This window comes from Brachyspira intermedia PWS/A (assembly GCF_000223215.1).
GTDB lineage: Bacteria > Spirochaetota > Brachyspiria > Brachyspirales > Brachyspiraceae > Brachyspira > Brachyspira intermedia.
On the sequence record NC_017243.1, the window covers coordinates 1,052,345 to 1,068,108 of the forward strand.

Annotated in this window: 8 protein-coding genes; 3 read left to right on the forward strand and 5 right to left on the reverse strand. The window is 27.1% G+C overall.

What is annotated here, in order from left to right:
* Nucleotides 1-24 precede the first annotated feature (24 nt).
* Complete coding sequence (murB, locus tag BINT_RS04650) at nucleotides 25-930, forward strand: UDP-N-acetylmuramate dehydrogenase (RefSeq protein WP_014487395.1); 906 nt, start codon at nucleotides 25-27, stop codon at nucleotides 928-930.
* Between the two features lie 3 nt (nucleotides 931-933).
* On the opposite strand, the gene BINT_RS04655 is transcribed toward murB, so the two are convergent.
* Complete coding sequence (locus BINT_RS04655; RefSeq protein WP_014487396.1) at nucleotides 934-1,617, reverse strand: DUF6198 family protein; 684 nt, start codon at nucleotides 1,615-1,617, stop codon at nucleotides 934-936.
* A 484-nt stretch (nucleotides 1,618-2,101) separates the two neighbouring features.
* Here BINT_RS04655 and BINT_RS04660 point away from each other — a divergent pair, with 484 nt between their 5' ends.
* The gene (locus BINT_RS04660; RefSeq protein WP_014487398.1) at nucleotides 2,102-4,489 is read left to right on the forward strand and encodes a BspA family leucine-rich repeat surface protein; all 2,388 of its coding nucleotides are present in this window, start codon (nucleotides 2,102-2,104) and stop codon (nucleotides 4,487-4,489) included.
* 689 nt (nucleotides 4,490-5,178) lie between these two features.
* On the opposite strand, the gene BINT_RS04665 is transcribed toward BINT_RS04660, so the two are convergent.
* The 4 genes from BINT_RS04665 to hemH all read right to left on the reverse strand — a co-directional run bounded on the left by BINT_RS04665 (nucleotide 5,179) and on the right by hemH (nucleotide 14,068).
* Complete coding sequence (locus BINT_RS04665) at nucleotides 5,179-5,709, reverse strand: hypothetical protein (protein ID WP_014487399.1); 531 nt, start codon at nucleotides 5,707-5,709, stop codon at nucleotides 5,179-5,181.
* Nucleotides 5,710-5,721: 12 nt separating this feature from the next.
* Nucleotides 5,722-7,008 (reverse strand): PDDEXK-like family protein, encoded by a 1,287-nt coding sequence (locus BINT_RS04670; RefSeq protein ID WP_014487400.1) that lies wholly within the window; start codon nucleotides 7,006-7,008, stop codon nucleotides 5,722-5,724.
* 96 nt (nucleotides 7,009-7,104) lie between these two features.
* Nucleotides 7,105-12,897 (reverse strand): Ig-like domain-containing alpha-2-macroglobulin family protein, encoded by a 5,793-nt coding sequence (locus BINT_RS04675; protein WP_041177260.1) that lies wholly within the window; start codon nucleotides 12,895-12,897, stop codon nucleotides 7,105-7,107.
* A gap of 175 nt (nucleotides 12,898-13,072) precedes the next feature.
* The gene (gene hemH, locus BINT_RS04680) at nucleotides 13,073-14,068 is read right to left on the reverse strand and encodes a ferrochelatase (protein WP_014487402.1); all 996 of its coding nucleotides are present in this window, start codon (nucleotides 14,066-14,068) and stop codon (nucleotides 13,073-13,075) included.
* Nucleotides 14,069-14,276: 208 nt separating this feature from the next.
* Here hemH and BINT_RS04685 point away from each other — a divergent pair, with 208 nt between their 5' ends.
* Nucleotides 14,277-15,659, forward strand: coding sequence for a catalase (locus BINT_RS04685; protein ID WP_014487403.1), 1,383 nt, complete (start codon nucleotides 14,277-14,279; stop codon nucleotides 15,657-15,659).
* Nucleotides 15,660-15,764 lie beyond the last annotated feature (105 nt).

Here is a 15,764-nt window from a genome sequence, read left to right on the forward strand (position 1 = left end):
AAAATTATATTAGAGGTTATTTTAATGATTAAATCTTTTAATGGTGTTTTAAGTAAAGAGAATGTTTCTTTAAAAAAATTTAATACTTTCAGGGTTAATGCTAAGGCTTTGGAATTTTATATGCCTGAAACTATTAATGGTTTTATAGATTTGATTAAATATCTTAATGATAATAATAAAAGGTATATGATTTTAGGAGGGGGAAGCAATATATTATTTTTGGATAAGGTAATAGAATTTCCAATTATTTATATGGGATTTTTCTCACGCATAGAGCATACATCTCATAATATTTTAGCATATTCAGGGGCAAAAGTTTCTGATGTTGTTAAATATGCTTATAAAAATGCCTTTACAGGTTTAGAGTTTTTATCAGGGCTTCCTGGTACTATAGGAGGTGCTGCTTATATGAATGCAAGATGCTATGAACATTCAGTATCTGAGTTTATAGATAAAGTTGGTATAATAGATGATAATATTGAATATATGCATATAAATGTTGAAGATTGTAGTTACGCTTATAAAAGAAGTATTTTTCAGGATAAGAAATATATAATTGTAGATGTGAGATTTAAACTAAATAAAGGCTCAAAAAAATTGATTAAGCCTGAAATGAAAAAGTTTTATAAAGACAGAAAGAACAAAAATCAATTTAAATATCCTTCTGCCGGAAGTACTTTTTTAAATGATTATGAAACTAATATGATAGCAGGTAAGGTTATAGATTCTATCAATATGAGAGGAACTAGGTTAGGTGGTGCTATGGTTTCACCTTATCATGCTAATTTTATAGTAAATTATAATAATGCTACAGGAAGAGATATTTTAAATCTTATGAGAAAGGTGAGAGAGGAAGTTTATAATCAAAAAGGCATCACTTTAAATGCTGAAGTTAGAATCATCTCCAATGATGAAAATGAAAAATTTTAGAGTTTATGCATTATTTTCTTTATGTAATAATTTTTTTATATATGGTATAAATTCTATTTTTTTATCTAGAAGTTTACCTATAAAGGATATAGATTTACCCATTGTAAAAGCGGCAAGTACAGTTCCTATTCCAAGTCCTTTTATATGTCCTAAAAATACAAATGTAAGTATTGCTGTTGTTAAAAGGCAAGTTACATCAAATGTTATTTTTATTTTGGCATAAGGTATTTTTATTATATCTGATAACTCTCTTGGGAATAAATCTGTTGGTATTATAGGAAGTCCGCATCTATTTGATAAAGCTATTCCGAATGCCAATATAAAATAACTTATTATGAAATATATTATCCTGTTTGTTATTGTTAATGGCAAATGATTTATCCAAGCAGCATGTATATCCACGAACTTACCAAAACAAAATCCTACAACGAAGCTAAATAAATATTCCCATACGAATTTTTTTCTTAGTATCATAAGTACTAATACAAGTAAGGTTTGAAAAATATAGGTAAAAGTTCCAAGAGATATATTTTTTATAACTTCAGAAAAAGCATAAGGCACGCTTGATATAGCTGATATTCCAGAACCTGAATAAAGCATTAATACTACACCAAAACTATTCATAACCACAACTAAAACTAATGCTAATTCTCCGCTTATTATTATATGCTTATTTTCTGATGTCATTTTTGTAACCTTAGTAATATTTTTTAAATTTGATTGCAAATATTATATAGATAATTATATATTAATCAAGAAATTTTTATGACTTATATTTTTGATTTATTTACAATTCCCGCCCTTTATTCTTTATAGTTTTTTCTGTCATTGCAGAGTTATTATATTTATAGCTTTATCAGAAATTTTAACACCCGCCCAAGATTTTTTAAATTTAAAAATTTACTCTACGCACGGTGAACGAAATTTCAAATATAGTAAATATCAGAATTCAAATTAATATATGTTTTATAGTTTTATTCTCCGTGCGGTGAGGAGATCATATAGCTAAATAAAGTTTTGGATGGGGGTTATAATTGCAGTATTAGTTTTTAAGAAGTATAAAGTAAAAATCACAGATAAAAGTTGTAAATATAGAGGGTGGGATTTTTTAATAAAATTGCAAAATATAAAAAAGAATATAGAATAATAAAAAAGAATAAGGAACATAATAATGAAATATAAACCTCAAACTAAAGAAGAATTAAAAAAATTGGTAGAAGATGAAAGTATTTATTTGGGCGATATTGATACAAGTTTAATTACTGATATGAGCAATCTTTTTCATGAAAGTTTGAGGAAAGATTTTAAAGGTATTGAGAAATGGGATACTTCAAATGTTAAAGATATGCATAATATGTTTACTGATGCTGTATATTTTAATCATAATATAGAAAAGTGGAATGTTTCTAAAGTTGAAAATATGGGAGCTATGTTTTTAAGATGCCTTTATTTTAATCAGCCTCTTAATGATTGGAATGTTTCCAATGTAAAGGATATGGGTGCTATGTTTGCTGGAGCTGAAAGTTTTAATATGCCTCTTAATAAATGGAATACTTGTAATGTTTTTGATATGAGAGCAATGTTTAATATGGCTTTAAATTTCAATCAGGATTTAAATAATTGGGATACTTCTAATGTTGAAAATATGAATGGTATGTTTTCGCAAGCAAAGAATTTTAATCAGCCTCTTGATAAATGGGATACTTCAAATGTAAAAACTATGCAGTTAATGTTTAATGGATGCATAAATTTTAATCAAGATTTAAATAGTTGGAACACTTCTAATGTTGAGAATATGCATGGTATGTTTTATGATGCCAAAAATTTTAATCAGACTTTGAATAATTGGAAAGTTAATAAAGTTGTAGATATGAGTGAAATGTTTTCAAAAAGCGGTTTTCAGTATTATGATTCTTTAGATGATTGGAATATTGAATCTCTTGAGTATTTATATGATTGGGCTGATATCATTTATAAGAATATAGATAAATTAACTCTGAAATGGATTTTATATTTATATGTTTTTGATAATGAGAATAAAATTATAATTAATAAAATAGAGGAGAATATAAAAGAGATTCATAAAATAGCTTCAGAAATAAAAAATAAAAAAGTTCAATTCGCTAAAAGAAAATTAGAAAATATTTATTATGATGATTTGAAAGAAGTTGTTGATTATGAAATATTTGACAGTATTGAAAAATATGAAGAAACTATTAAATTAAATAAAAAAGATGAGAAGAAAGTTTCTTATATAGAAAATTGTAATGTGTTAATAAAAGATAAATCAAGAATAGTTGATATAAAAGTGATGAAATATATATACTTAAAATATTTAGAGTTAAAAAGAGATATTTATTATTTGCTTGAAATTAATTCTATAATTGGTTTACTTGACAGAGAAAGTTTTTTGACTTTTGCTAAAAATATTTATATAGAAAAACATAAAGAAGCTTCTGCTGTTGTTTATAGTTTGTATGGCGGAGATGAAGCTTTAAAAGAAATATACAAAAAAGAAAAAGACTCTAACTTATTTTTAATAATTTTATCATCAGTAAAAACAACTGAATACAGTATTAAATTATTATATGATATCTATTCAAAAACTAAAAAATCAGAATTGAGAGAAAATGCTTTTAATTTAATAAATAAGATCTCAAAAGAAATAGGACTTGATATTGATGATTTAGAATTGAAGTTTAGTTCAAATTTTGGGTTCGATTCAAGAGGCGAAAAAATTATTAATGATAATTATAAATTGATTTTGAATGCTAATTATTCTGTAAATGTATTTGATGTAAAAAATAATAAAGAATTAAAAACTACTCCTAAAAATTTAGAAGAAAGTATAAAAGAAGAAATTAAATATATAAAAAAAGAAATACCTAATATAATAAAAAAACTTTCTCTAAAATTAACTAAATCATTGATGCATGAAAAGAAATATAATTATAGCTTTTTCAAAGAAGTATTTATTGATAATTCTATAATGAATAAATTTTCCTCTTCTCTTATATGGAATTTGTATGATAAAGATAATTTGTTTTTAACTACATTCAGATATGCAGGTGATGGAAGCTATTCAAATTGTGATGATGAAGAAGTTGAAATTAATGATGATAGCTTTATAAGTTTAGCAAGCCCTATAGAAATGGACTATGAAACTATAAATAAATGGAAGCATCAATTAGAAGATTATGAACTTACTCAAACAATAAATCAATTAAGTATAATAAAATTAGATAAAAATAATTTAGAAAGCGAAATAAATAAATTACAAAACATTGAAATATCTTATGGTACTTTTAAAGCTTTTGGTGCTAGATATTTAATGACTCCTAATTATTTAGATTATGGTATAGTTGAAAGTTATAATTTAAAAAATGGAGATTGTTTTGAAATAAAAATAGATGCCAATAATGAAATTGATTACAAAGATAAAGTGAAAATAAATATTCATTTTTATAATGAAAATAATAAAGAAGTTCAGGATAGATTTATTTATACGTTACTTATTTTAATGATTTGGGATTTTAGGCTTACTGATATGTTTTTTTAATTTAATGCTAAAAAATTATTTTGAAGTCCCCCCCTTTATCCTTTATAGTTTTTTCTGTAATTGCAGTGTTATTATATTTATGGCTTTATCAGGAATTTTAGCACCCACCCAAGATTTTTTTAAGTTTAAAACTTTACTCTACGCACGGTGAGCGAAATTTCAAATATAGTAAATATTAGAATTCAAAATAGACATATACTTATAGCTTTATTCTACGTGCGGTGAGGAGATCATATAGCTAAATAAAGTTTTGGGTGGGTTTTATAATTGCAGTATTAATTTTAAAGAAGTATAAAATAAACATAATATATATAAGTTTTAAATATATAGGGGGCAAATGTAAATATATTAAAAATAACAAATTATACTAAGCTTTTTAATTTTAATATTTGCATGGATTTTTCCAGAATACAAGTTCTTTTACGACCGAAGGAAGTACTGCGACTGAAAGGAGTACCTGACGAAGTCCACTGTAAGTGTAGGTATAGTATTGTTATAAAAAACAAAAGAACTGCATTATTAAATTAAGAAAATTTAATAAATTATATTATCTATAAAAAATAATTAGTATTATTTAACACCATATTTAACTTACACTTTAAAAAATATAATATTCTTTTATAAACTCAAATACAGTGCCATAAAGTTAGAAAAAAGCGATAAAAAATATATTAAATTAATTATAATAACTATTTAATTTTCTTTACTACATTAAATATAGTAAGCATTCTATTTGCTGTTTCTTCTGCATCATTTTGAGCAACAGGTCCCCATATATTATGATCGTCATTTCCATCAAGGAAAGACAATTCTTCATCTAAATATATTATACTTTTTAATTTATTTATTAGTTTTGTATTTTTAGAGTAAATACGAATATATATATATTCTTCTCCTTTTTCATGACCGATACGTATATCAATAGTAAAATCATTTACATCACAATATATTATACCCCCTTCCTTATCATAATAAATTTCATCTAACAAAGTATTTTCTTTTTTAAAATTAAAATTTTTAGGTTTTATCAATTTATCAACATCTTCAGAAAACTTAATATTATCTTGTACATCTTTTCTTACTAATTCCCGTCTTTTTTCAATAAGAACTTCTTTTGTATTTTCTAATATATCAATAAAATTATCTATATCTTCTATAGATGATATTTGTTCATAATTTTTATTGTTTTCTAATATTTGCTTCAATAATTTATCATTCATTTTAATACCTAATTATTTTATATTTTTCAATGCTTCATATAATTCTTTCATTTTAGAAGCTGTATCTTCAGTACTTTCATTATTTATATCTATATCATACCATATACCTTCATTATCATTTCTATTAAGCCATTTTATTTTATAGTTTTTTATTTTTTCTATTATATTTCCTAATTCTCTTTTTTTAATTCCTCCTGTATCAAATCCTACACTTATATGATTATATTTAAGTACTAAAATAATATACAAACCTTCTATTTGATCAGATCCTTTATATATTGTGTGAGAGAAATTTTTATTAAATAAATTATCTTTTATAGTATCAGAATCTTCTATTTCAAATTTATATTTTTTATCTTCTCTCAAAATATCAGATACTTTTTTAATATAATCTATATAATCTTGCATATTATCAGTTTTTTTGTGTCTTAATATTTCTATTGTACTTTCAATCAAATCAATATATTCCTGTGCTTCTTCAGGAGTACTAATATTATTATATGCCTCATTGCTTTGTAATAATTCTTTTAATTTATCTTGCATAAAAGTATCCTCTTCGCTGCTTGAACTTAAATATTCCTCTTCTTCTATAATTTGAACTATTGCAGATTTAAAATTATCATATTCTTTCATATGTATAAAATTACAATTTTCATCTTCATAAATAATATATTTAAGCCACTCAGCAATATTTCTATGTGATATATTAATAAATTTATTTTTTAATTTTATTCTTTCTTTTGTTGGTAAACTATTTTCTGAAGGTAAATAACCGTCTCTAGTTAAATATATAACATAAATATTATTATGACTTATTTCATCTTTTACATACTTGATATAATTTAATAGCTGATTATCTCCATTATCTCCGCTGTTAATTTTATTTTCAATAATAACAGAAAAATTTCTATTATGAATATACAAATCTATAGATTTTTGAGTTCCTTTTGGACTATACTCTTTTTCTATTTCAAATGATTCATTAGTGTTATTTATAATATTTTCTTTAAAAATATATTTTAAAAAAGAGTTTATAAAATTAAATTGTACATTTGAATTATTAATGTTTATTTTCAGTAATTCATATAATATTGTAGAATTTTTACGTTCTAATTCTTCTATATCAATTAGTTTAAATATATTAATTCTTGGAGGTTTACTTAATTTATATTCTTTTAAAGAATTAATAAGATTTTCATAATTTTCTAATAAAAGATTTAAAATGGTTTCTTTATTATTAATTAATTCTCTATTTTTATCAAATAAAAAATTTATTATATCTAAATGCATTTTTTTCATATAAGTATTATAAATATAAATAAATTTTATATCAAATAAAAAAGGCGATACCTTAAAAAGATACCGCCTTTAATTTTATAAAATTATTGTTTAGAATTATTTAGCTTCTATAACAACTTTATGTTGTCCGTCATAACCAAATACTTCAGGATTGTACATCTCTTCAGCTTTAGTAGCAGGAAGTAAATATTCACCAGGAGTAACAGCACGAACTACATATCTATATTCATGTTCACCATCGCTAAGCATATCAGCAAACAATAATATTTTGTCATTGTAGTTTTCAGTGTGATTAAATCCTCCCCACCACCAAGTAGGTTTTCCAGCGTTTCCAGTTAAATTTTTAACTTCGCTGCTTTCTGTAGCAAAGCTAGCATTCAATATTCTCATACCTGCCGCAATAGGTGTATCAACTACAACGAAATGTCTTTCAAAAGGAGCTGTAACTTTCACTACTACAACATATTCCTCGCCTTGCTTGAATTTATCTTTAGTTAAGTCTAATACTCTGCCATCTTTAGTTTCGTATCTTCTTTCTACTTTTATACCCATATCTCTATTAACAGCTAACTCACGAGGTGCATAAGTAAGTCTAACACCATAATAAAGTCTTCCGTCTCCATTACGTTTGATGTTAGCTAAAGCAGATCTAGTATTTGAATTACTTAATCTTTCATTCATAAACTCATCTAAAGTATATTTTTTAGTTAGGCTAGGCTGAGTTCTTGCAGTAAATGTTTCTTCAAGTAAAGTTTTTCCTTGATATATAAACTCTGCTTTGAAATTAGGCTTAACATTTTCATATTTTTTATAATACATATTCATAGCAGCAAATACTGAAACATTGTCCTGAGTATTTAAATATCTGCCGTTTTTTCTTGACTGAACTAACCAGCGAACAACTTTTTCATTGATAGCATTGTCATAACCTGTTTCTATTAAAGCATATAAAGCAACAGATGTATCTCTTACTGAAGAAGAGTGTATCCAATAAAGATTAGAATAATATGCTTCAAGCTCATAATGTGCTGTGTTAGGATCTTCTTTAATAGTGTTAAGTATATACTGTCTAACTTCAGTTAATGCTTTATTATTGTATTTGTTATAGTACATAGCTCTCATTAATTGAACCTGTCCATAGAAAGGTATATTATTAACTTGAGGGTATATTCTGTCTATTATAGCTTTTACATCATTAGCATTGTATCCGCCTTCAGAAAGAACTGCAGCAATATAAGCTATAGATGAAAGATTTATATATTCATCCTGCCAGAAGCTAGGTTTTTCAGCATTTCCGCTCTTAGCATAATTATTAATGTATTCTAATGCTAGTTTTAAAGAGTTTTCATCAACTGTGTATCCTTCTTTTTTAGCCTTAATCATAGCATCAGCAGCATAAGCAGTAAGCCATGGAGATATCCAAGTTTTGCTAGGCCAGTAAGAGAATCCTCCGTCAGGACTTTGATATGTAGGCATCATTTTTAAGAAATCCTGAACTGTTTTATCTAAATTTTCTTCAGATATATCAGTAAGCTTCATATCAACTAATAATCTCTTACTTGTTATTATAGGATAAACTCTTGATAACTGCTGCTCTAAACAAAGGTAAGGATAATTTATAAGATAATTTATACCGCCTGTAAGTTCGCTGAATGCACTAGGAGACATATAAACTTCTAAATCTCCGGCACCTTTATACGCTTCTGATATATTAGGAATTTTAAGCATTAAATCAGTATTGTTATTTGTAGTGCTTGAGAATAAAGCAACAGATTCTGTAGTCATAGGAACATTAACTTTAAATGCTTTTTCTACAGCATCAGTATATTCTCCGCCTTTAGCGAGTATTGTAACTTTAGCTTCTCCTCTGTTTGTAGCTATAATATCAAATCTTACATCAGCATTACCGCCTTTAGGAACTTTTATTTTCTGAGATGCATTTTCTATTACAGCATTAGAAGCAACAGCTTGAACTTCTATTTCTAAATCCTGATCAGAATAATTGTATACTATACTTCCGGCTTTGAATTTATCTTCAACATAGGCAAATTCAGGTAGGGTAGGCATAAGCATAATATTTTTCTTAACTACTACAACATCATCAGAAGCACCGAAATAACCGTCTTTATTTATAGCAGAAGCCATTATTCTAAATGATGTAATATTGTCAGGCAAGCTGAATGTAACAGTAGCTTTACCATTAGCATCAGTTTTTACTCTTCCTTGATAGAATGCAGTTGTCAAGAAATTTTTTCTTATACTGAATACGTCCATACCCATAGCTTCAGCTTTAGCCATCATATCATTAGCAGCTCTCATACCATCGCCGCCAGGAGTATCTCCTTTCTCTCCATAGTTTCTCTGTCCTATTAAGTGTATTCTTGTGTCGGCACTTGCTACACTCAAAGGTCTTTGTCCATAGAAAGTATTGAACCAGTTAGGAGTTTTATAACCTATTAAATTTAATACTCCAACATCAACTACGCTTAACATAATTTCTGTTTCCATAGGCTGACTTTCTTTAGTTTCTACATATAAATCTACTGTCATTTCATCGCGAGGCTCTAAAGTATCAGCAGATTTTGTTATTTTTACATTAAGTTCTTTTTCACGAGGTGATACTGAAAGTCCGGCATAACCTATTTTAAATGAAGGTTTTCCTTCGTCAGTAGCATAATTAGTATATGCTTCATTTTCAACTCTTCCTTTAACAAGTGAAACACCTACATAAATATTAGGTAAATATTCCGGTTTTATAGGTACTTCTATTAAAGCAGTAGAACCTTCAATATTTGTAACATAAGAATCTATTACATATTCCCTTTCAACTGTTACTAAAGCAGTAGCAGATTCATAAGGAGATTTTATCATTATCTTAGCTGTTTCGCCCGGCTGATATTCTTCTTTTTCTGTGATAAGCTCTAACAAATCATCATCAAACATAGCCCAAGGAGCATAATCTTTACCTATAACATACATATATTCATCAGAAGCAACTTCTCTGTTTTTAGAGTCTTTTGCTCTTGCTAATATTATGTAAAGTCCTGAATTTGTAGGAGTAAAGCTATATGCAACAGGATCTTTTTTTGTTGTAACTGTAGTAGTTTCAACAACATCATCTATCTGTTTTGATTCCCATTCAAATCTTCCGCCTGTTATAGCTTTTCTTACTGATTCCCAATGTCTTCTTATAACCTGAACTTCTATTTTCTTGCCTTCAAGTCTGTTTCCTTCAGGATCAACAGCAATAAATTCTAATTGTGCCGGCTTATCTGTTTCTAAGAAATAGCCTTGTCTTTTTATACCTATATAATAATCGCTTCCATGAACTAATACGCTTTTAGTTGTGCTTACTCTTTGAGAATCTTCACCTGATACAGTTGATTCTATAGTAACATAAGCAGCATGTATTGAGCGGCTTGCATCTATAGTAGGAGCATAAGCATATTCACCATTTTCATCTAATGCACCTGTACCGTTTGCTATCATAGAATAATAATTATTATAATACTCATCTTCAAACCAGCTTAATTTTGTGAATCTGAATCCTGCATTATTAGGAGGAGTGAAGAAAGTTTCATTCATAGATATATTATAATCTACTTGATTAGATATCATAGGCTCTCCAAATAAATACCAGCCTGACATCTTAATAGGCATAGTGTCGCCTAAATAATAATTTTTATCTTCAACCCAAAGTCTGCTTTCATATTCTAAAGGTTTGAATTCTTCTACTCTGAAGCTTTGAGATAAACTATATGTTTGATCTTTTACACCTTCTTGTTTTTCTTCATCGCTTTGTTTATTTGAATCGCTTTTGAATTCAACATTTACACTGTAATATCCAGTAGGAGCATCAGCAGGAAGAGTGAAGTCAATTAAATAAGAACCGTATTCATTTAAAGTAACTGTTCCTTTATGTATTTCTTCGCCTCTTGAATTATTAACAGTGTATAATCCTGTTTTGAAATCTCTAGCTATTTTCCAATTTCCTAATATATTTTCTCTTATAACACCTTTTATATGCACTTCTTCACCAGGTTTATAAAGTCCTCTTTCTGTGAACATAGAACCATTATAATCTCTGTCAGCAGGTGAATAATCATAACTTATATCCATTCTCCAAGGTGAAACGCCTGTGCCCCAATCACTATTTATGAAAGATACATCATCACCTTTTGTAACTATAGCCCATTGTCTTGGTGTATCCCATCTGCTTGCTCTTTTTATTCCTAATTCTCTAAATCCTTTAGTAGTTGCTATTCCGTTTTCATCTGTAGTAGCTCTTGCTAAAACTCTGTTGAAGTCATCTCTTATTTCTACTTCAGCTCCTTCAACAGGCATTCCTGTTTTTAAATCAGTTACAAATATAGTATTTGAATCGCCTGAGAATTTACCTGTTAATCCCATAGATGTTATTTGTATCTGTGAAGCTGTTGAATAATCGTACTGACTTTGATATCCTGTTTTAGTTTTAAACTCTATAGATAAAAGTCCGTACTGCTTATTATTCATATAATTAGTTAAATATAATGCTGTTGTAATATATCTGTTTCTTTCAACATTTGGAGTATATTCTGTAGTATTATTGTAACCAAATAAATTTTTATATTGATTTGTATATCTTCTAAATTCAGGAGTTTCATCATATCTATATACTTGTTTATTTACAAATAGGAAAGGTATGATATTTTCTTTATCAACATATCTGCTTTGTATATTAATAGTATTAGGGTTCATTACCTGTACAGGAAGTTTTATTCCTTCATAGGATTCAACAACTCCCATTCCTGAAGGTATAGAAACGCTTGGGTTATAGTCTGTAACATTTAAAGTGATATTTTGTTCCTGAGCCAAAGTTTGTCCGTAAGCGTCTTTTAAACTTCCATTAATTTTTATATTATATGTAACATTAGGATTGAATCTCAATTGATAAAGTGAAAAACTTTTAGATGACCAAGAGTTTTGCTGAATTTCTTCTTCTGTAGGAAGTTGAATTGCCGGAGTTATTTCCATATTTCTTATTAAGTCAGCCCATTCAACTCTTGTACTAAACTCTAATTTAGGAGCTTCAGGAGAATATGATGCTGTTACAGTTTGCTCGCTGTTTCCTTTGAAATAGAATTCATCATGTGTAGAAAAATTAAAGCTTTTAGCATTTGCTGTGCCTAAATCGCCATTAACAGCAGCAAGTCCTTCTCCTATATGTACTGTTATCTCATCATTTTTAGCTAAAGCTTTTTTAGGTTTTATAACTAATACTTGTTCTAATTTGTATTCATTAGTTTCCCATTCTCTTAAATCTTCTATTTTTGCATATCTTACATCAAAATCTATAGCAGTATTATTATTGCTTGCGATTAATTGTATTTTTTCTTTTGCACTTTGAAGATATATAGGCATATTGTAATAAACAACTATATTAACATCTGTAGGAAGTTCTGATTGTCTGTCATAAGGAGAACTTTTCTGCATTATAGGTCTTAAAGTATTAAAAGTCCAAGTATAATCATTTTCTAATACATCGCCTGTAAGCTCGCTTTTTATTCCTTTTTTAAGTGTAACTTCTATTTTTGTGTTATCTGGTAAAGGCTCGCTAGGATAGAATGCTAAAGTATTAATAGAAAGCCATTTGTATGTACCTTTAACATCTATATTAAAATTGAAATATTGATTAGTTACTTCTTTAATAGCCTGTAAAGCTACCATTTGCTGATTGAATGTAACTGTTATTGCTTCATAATTTGCTCTGCTTGTATTTTCCCCTATTGGAGTAGTCCTATCAATAGCCACTGCTGCAAACATACTAACTCCTGTTATCATTGTTAAGATTAATGACATTATCATAATACAATAAATAGTTTTTAGTTTTACAATAAGTTTTCTCATAAAAGCTCCAGAAACGATATTTTTATCTTGTAATGTTATATCATAAATAATTTTAAAGTAAATAATGAAAGTAAAAATATTTTAATTATAAAATACTTTATGACAATATTATTTACTTTTAAAATTATATACTTATTATAAAACTTAAGTAATATAAAAAGGTTATATATATTTTTTAAACTATTTTTCTATTATAATGCATATTTAAATTCTGTTTTTGAGCATCATTTTGTATTTCTATTATACTTTGAGCAAAATTTATATTATCATTCAAGCAAGGGCATAATATGAAATCTTTAATATTGTATTTATTTATGGCTTCTTCTCTATATTCAATGTCTATTTCATAAATAGTTTCTGAATTATCTATTGTGAATGCCAAAGGATATATTATTAATTTTTCGCTATTGTATTTTTTTATTGTATCTATAGTTGATGGTTCAAGCCATTCAATTTTTCCTATTTTTGACTGATAGGAAAGAACAATGTCTTTGAAATTTAAGCCTGCATTATGAAGTTTTTCTTTTAATATCTGAATATTATAATTGCATTCATGCTCATAAGGATCGCCTTTGTCAGCATACATTTTTGGTATAGAATGAGCAGAAAATATTAATATGTATTCTTCTGCATTTTTATCAGCAATAGTATTTTTTATTAATTGTACTATAGAATCATTATAATATTCATTGTCATAGTATCTGTCTATTATATTGACTTTAGGATTATATTTTAATTTTTTCATAGCTTTATAAACGCTTTCTAAAGATGATTTTACTGTAACTTCTGAATATTGAGGATACATACTAAATAATGTAATATGATCTATATTCTTTTCTTTTAACTCTTTTAATACATCGTAAGAGTAGGGCGGAGTATAATTCATTATGTATTTATAGTCTCTTGAGCTGTCCAATTCATTTAATTTATTTATGAGTTTTTCAGTATATTCATTTATTGGTGATTTTCCTCCTATAGCTTCATAATGCTTTATTACATCAGGTCTTATTTTGTTTACTATCTTTTTGGCTATCATACCTCTTATAAAACTATTTTTTATATTGAGTATGTAATAATCATTAAACATATTTACTAAAAAAGTATTTATTTCATCAAAATTTCTAGGTCCTCCCATATTTAGAAGTATAGTTGTATCTTTTTTTTTACTCATAATATATAATCCTTATTAGTAATATTTATTATTAAGTATATAATTTTTTTAGTTATTAGTCAATACTTATTATATTTTTTTATTATTTAATATTTTTTATTAATAATTTTTTAATATTTTATAATAATTTTTATCAATAGGCTTGAAATAAAATATTTATTTAGTATAATATATTTATTGATAATAAATACTATTAAGGAGTTTTAATATGTCAGATAAAAAATTAACAACTGAATTCGGTGCTCCGGTTGAAAATAATCAGCATTCTATGACAGCAGGTGCTAGAGGACCTATGCTTTTACAAGATGTATGGTTTATGGAAAAGATGGCACATTTTGATAGAGAAGTTATACCAGAAAGAAGAATGCATGCTAAAGGTTCAGGTGCTTATGGTACATTCACTGTAACTCATGATATTACACAATATACTAAAGCAAAAATATTCTCTGAAGTTGGAAAGAAAACTGATTTATTTGTAAGATTTTCTACAGTGGCAGGTGAGAGAGGTGCGGCAGATGCTGAAAGAGATATAAGAGGTTTTGCTATTAAATTCTATACTGAAGAAGGAAACTGGGATTTAGTTGGTAATAATACTCCTGTATTTTATTTCAGAGATCCTTTAAAATTTCCAGATTTGAATCATGCCGTAAAAAGAGATCCAAAAACTAATATGAGAAGTGCTCAAAATAAATGGGACTTCCTTACTTCTTTACCAGAAGCTATTCACCAAATAACTATAGATATGAGCGATAGAGGTATACCTTATAGTTATAGGCATATGCATGGTTTCAGCAGTCATGCTTATAGTTTCATAAATAAAGAAGGCAAAAGATATTGGGTAAAATTCCATTTCAAAACTCAGCAGGGCATTAAAAATTTAACAGATCAAGAAGCTGAAGCAATCATAGCAAAAGATAGAGAAAGTTCTCAAAAAGACTTATTTGAAGCTATTGAAAGAGGTGATTTCCCTAGATGGAATATGAAAATTCAAATAATGACTGAAGAACAAGCTAATGCAAGCAAAAGAAATCCATTTGACTTAACAAAAACTTGGTCTCAAAAAGAATATCCTCTAATTGATGTTGGAGTTTTAGAATTAAATAGAAATCCTGAAAACTATTTCGCAGAAGTAGAACAATCAGCATTCAGCCCTTCTACAATAGTTCCAGGTATAGGATTCTCACCAGACAGAATGCTTCAGGGAAGATTATTCTCATACACTGATACACAAAGATATAGATTAGGTGTTAACTATTCAAGCATACCTGTAAATGCTCCAAAATTTAAACCTAATACTTATCATAGAGACGGATATATGAGAGTAGAGTCTAATGGTTCTAAAGTAGAATATGAACCAAACTCTCAAGGTGAATGGAAAGAGCAGAAAGAATATGCTGAACCACCTCTAAAAATTTACGGCGATGCTTACAGATATGATCATAGAGAAGATGATGATGATTATTACACAGATGCAAGAGCTTTATTCAATCTTATGACAGATGCACAAAAACAAGTATTATTTGAAAATACTGCAAGAGATATGAATGGCGTTACTAAAGAAGTACAATTAAGACATATAAAAATTGTATGAATGTTGATAAAGCTTATGGACTTGGAGTTGCTAAAGCATTGGGCTTTGATGAGAAAGATATAAAATAATAATAGAATATATACGAATAAATATTAAATAAATTAT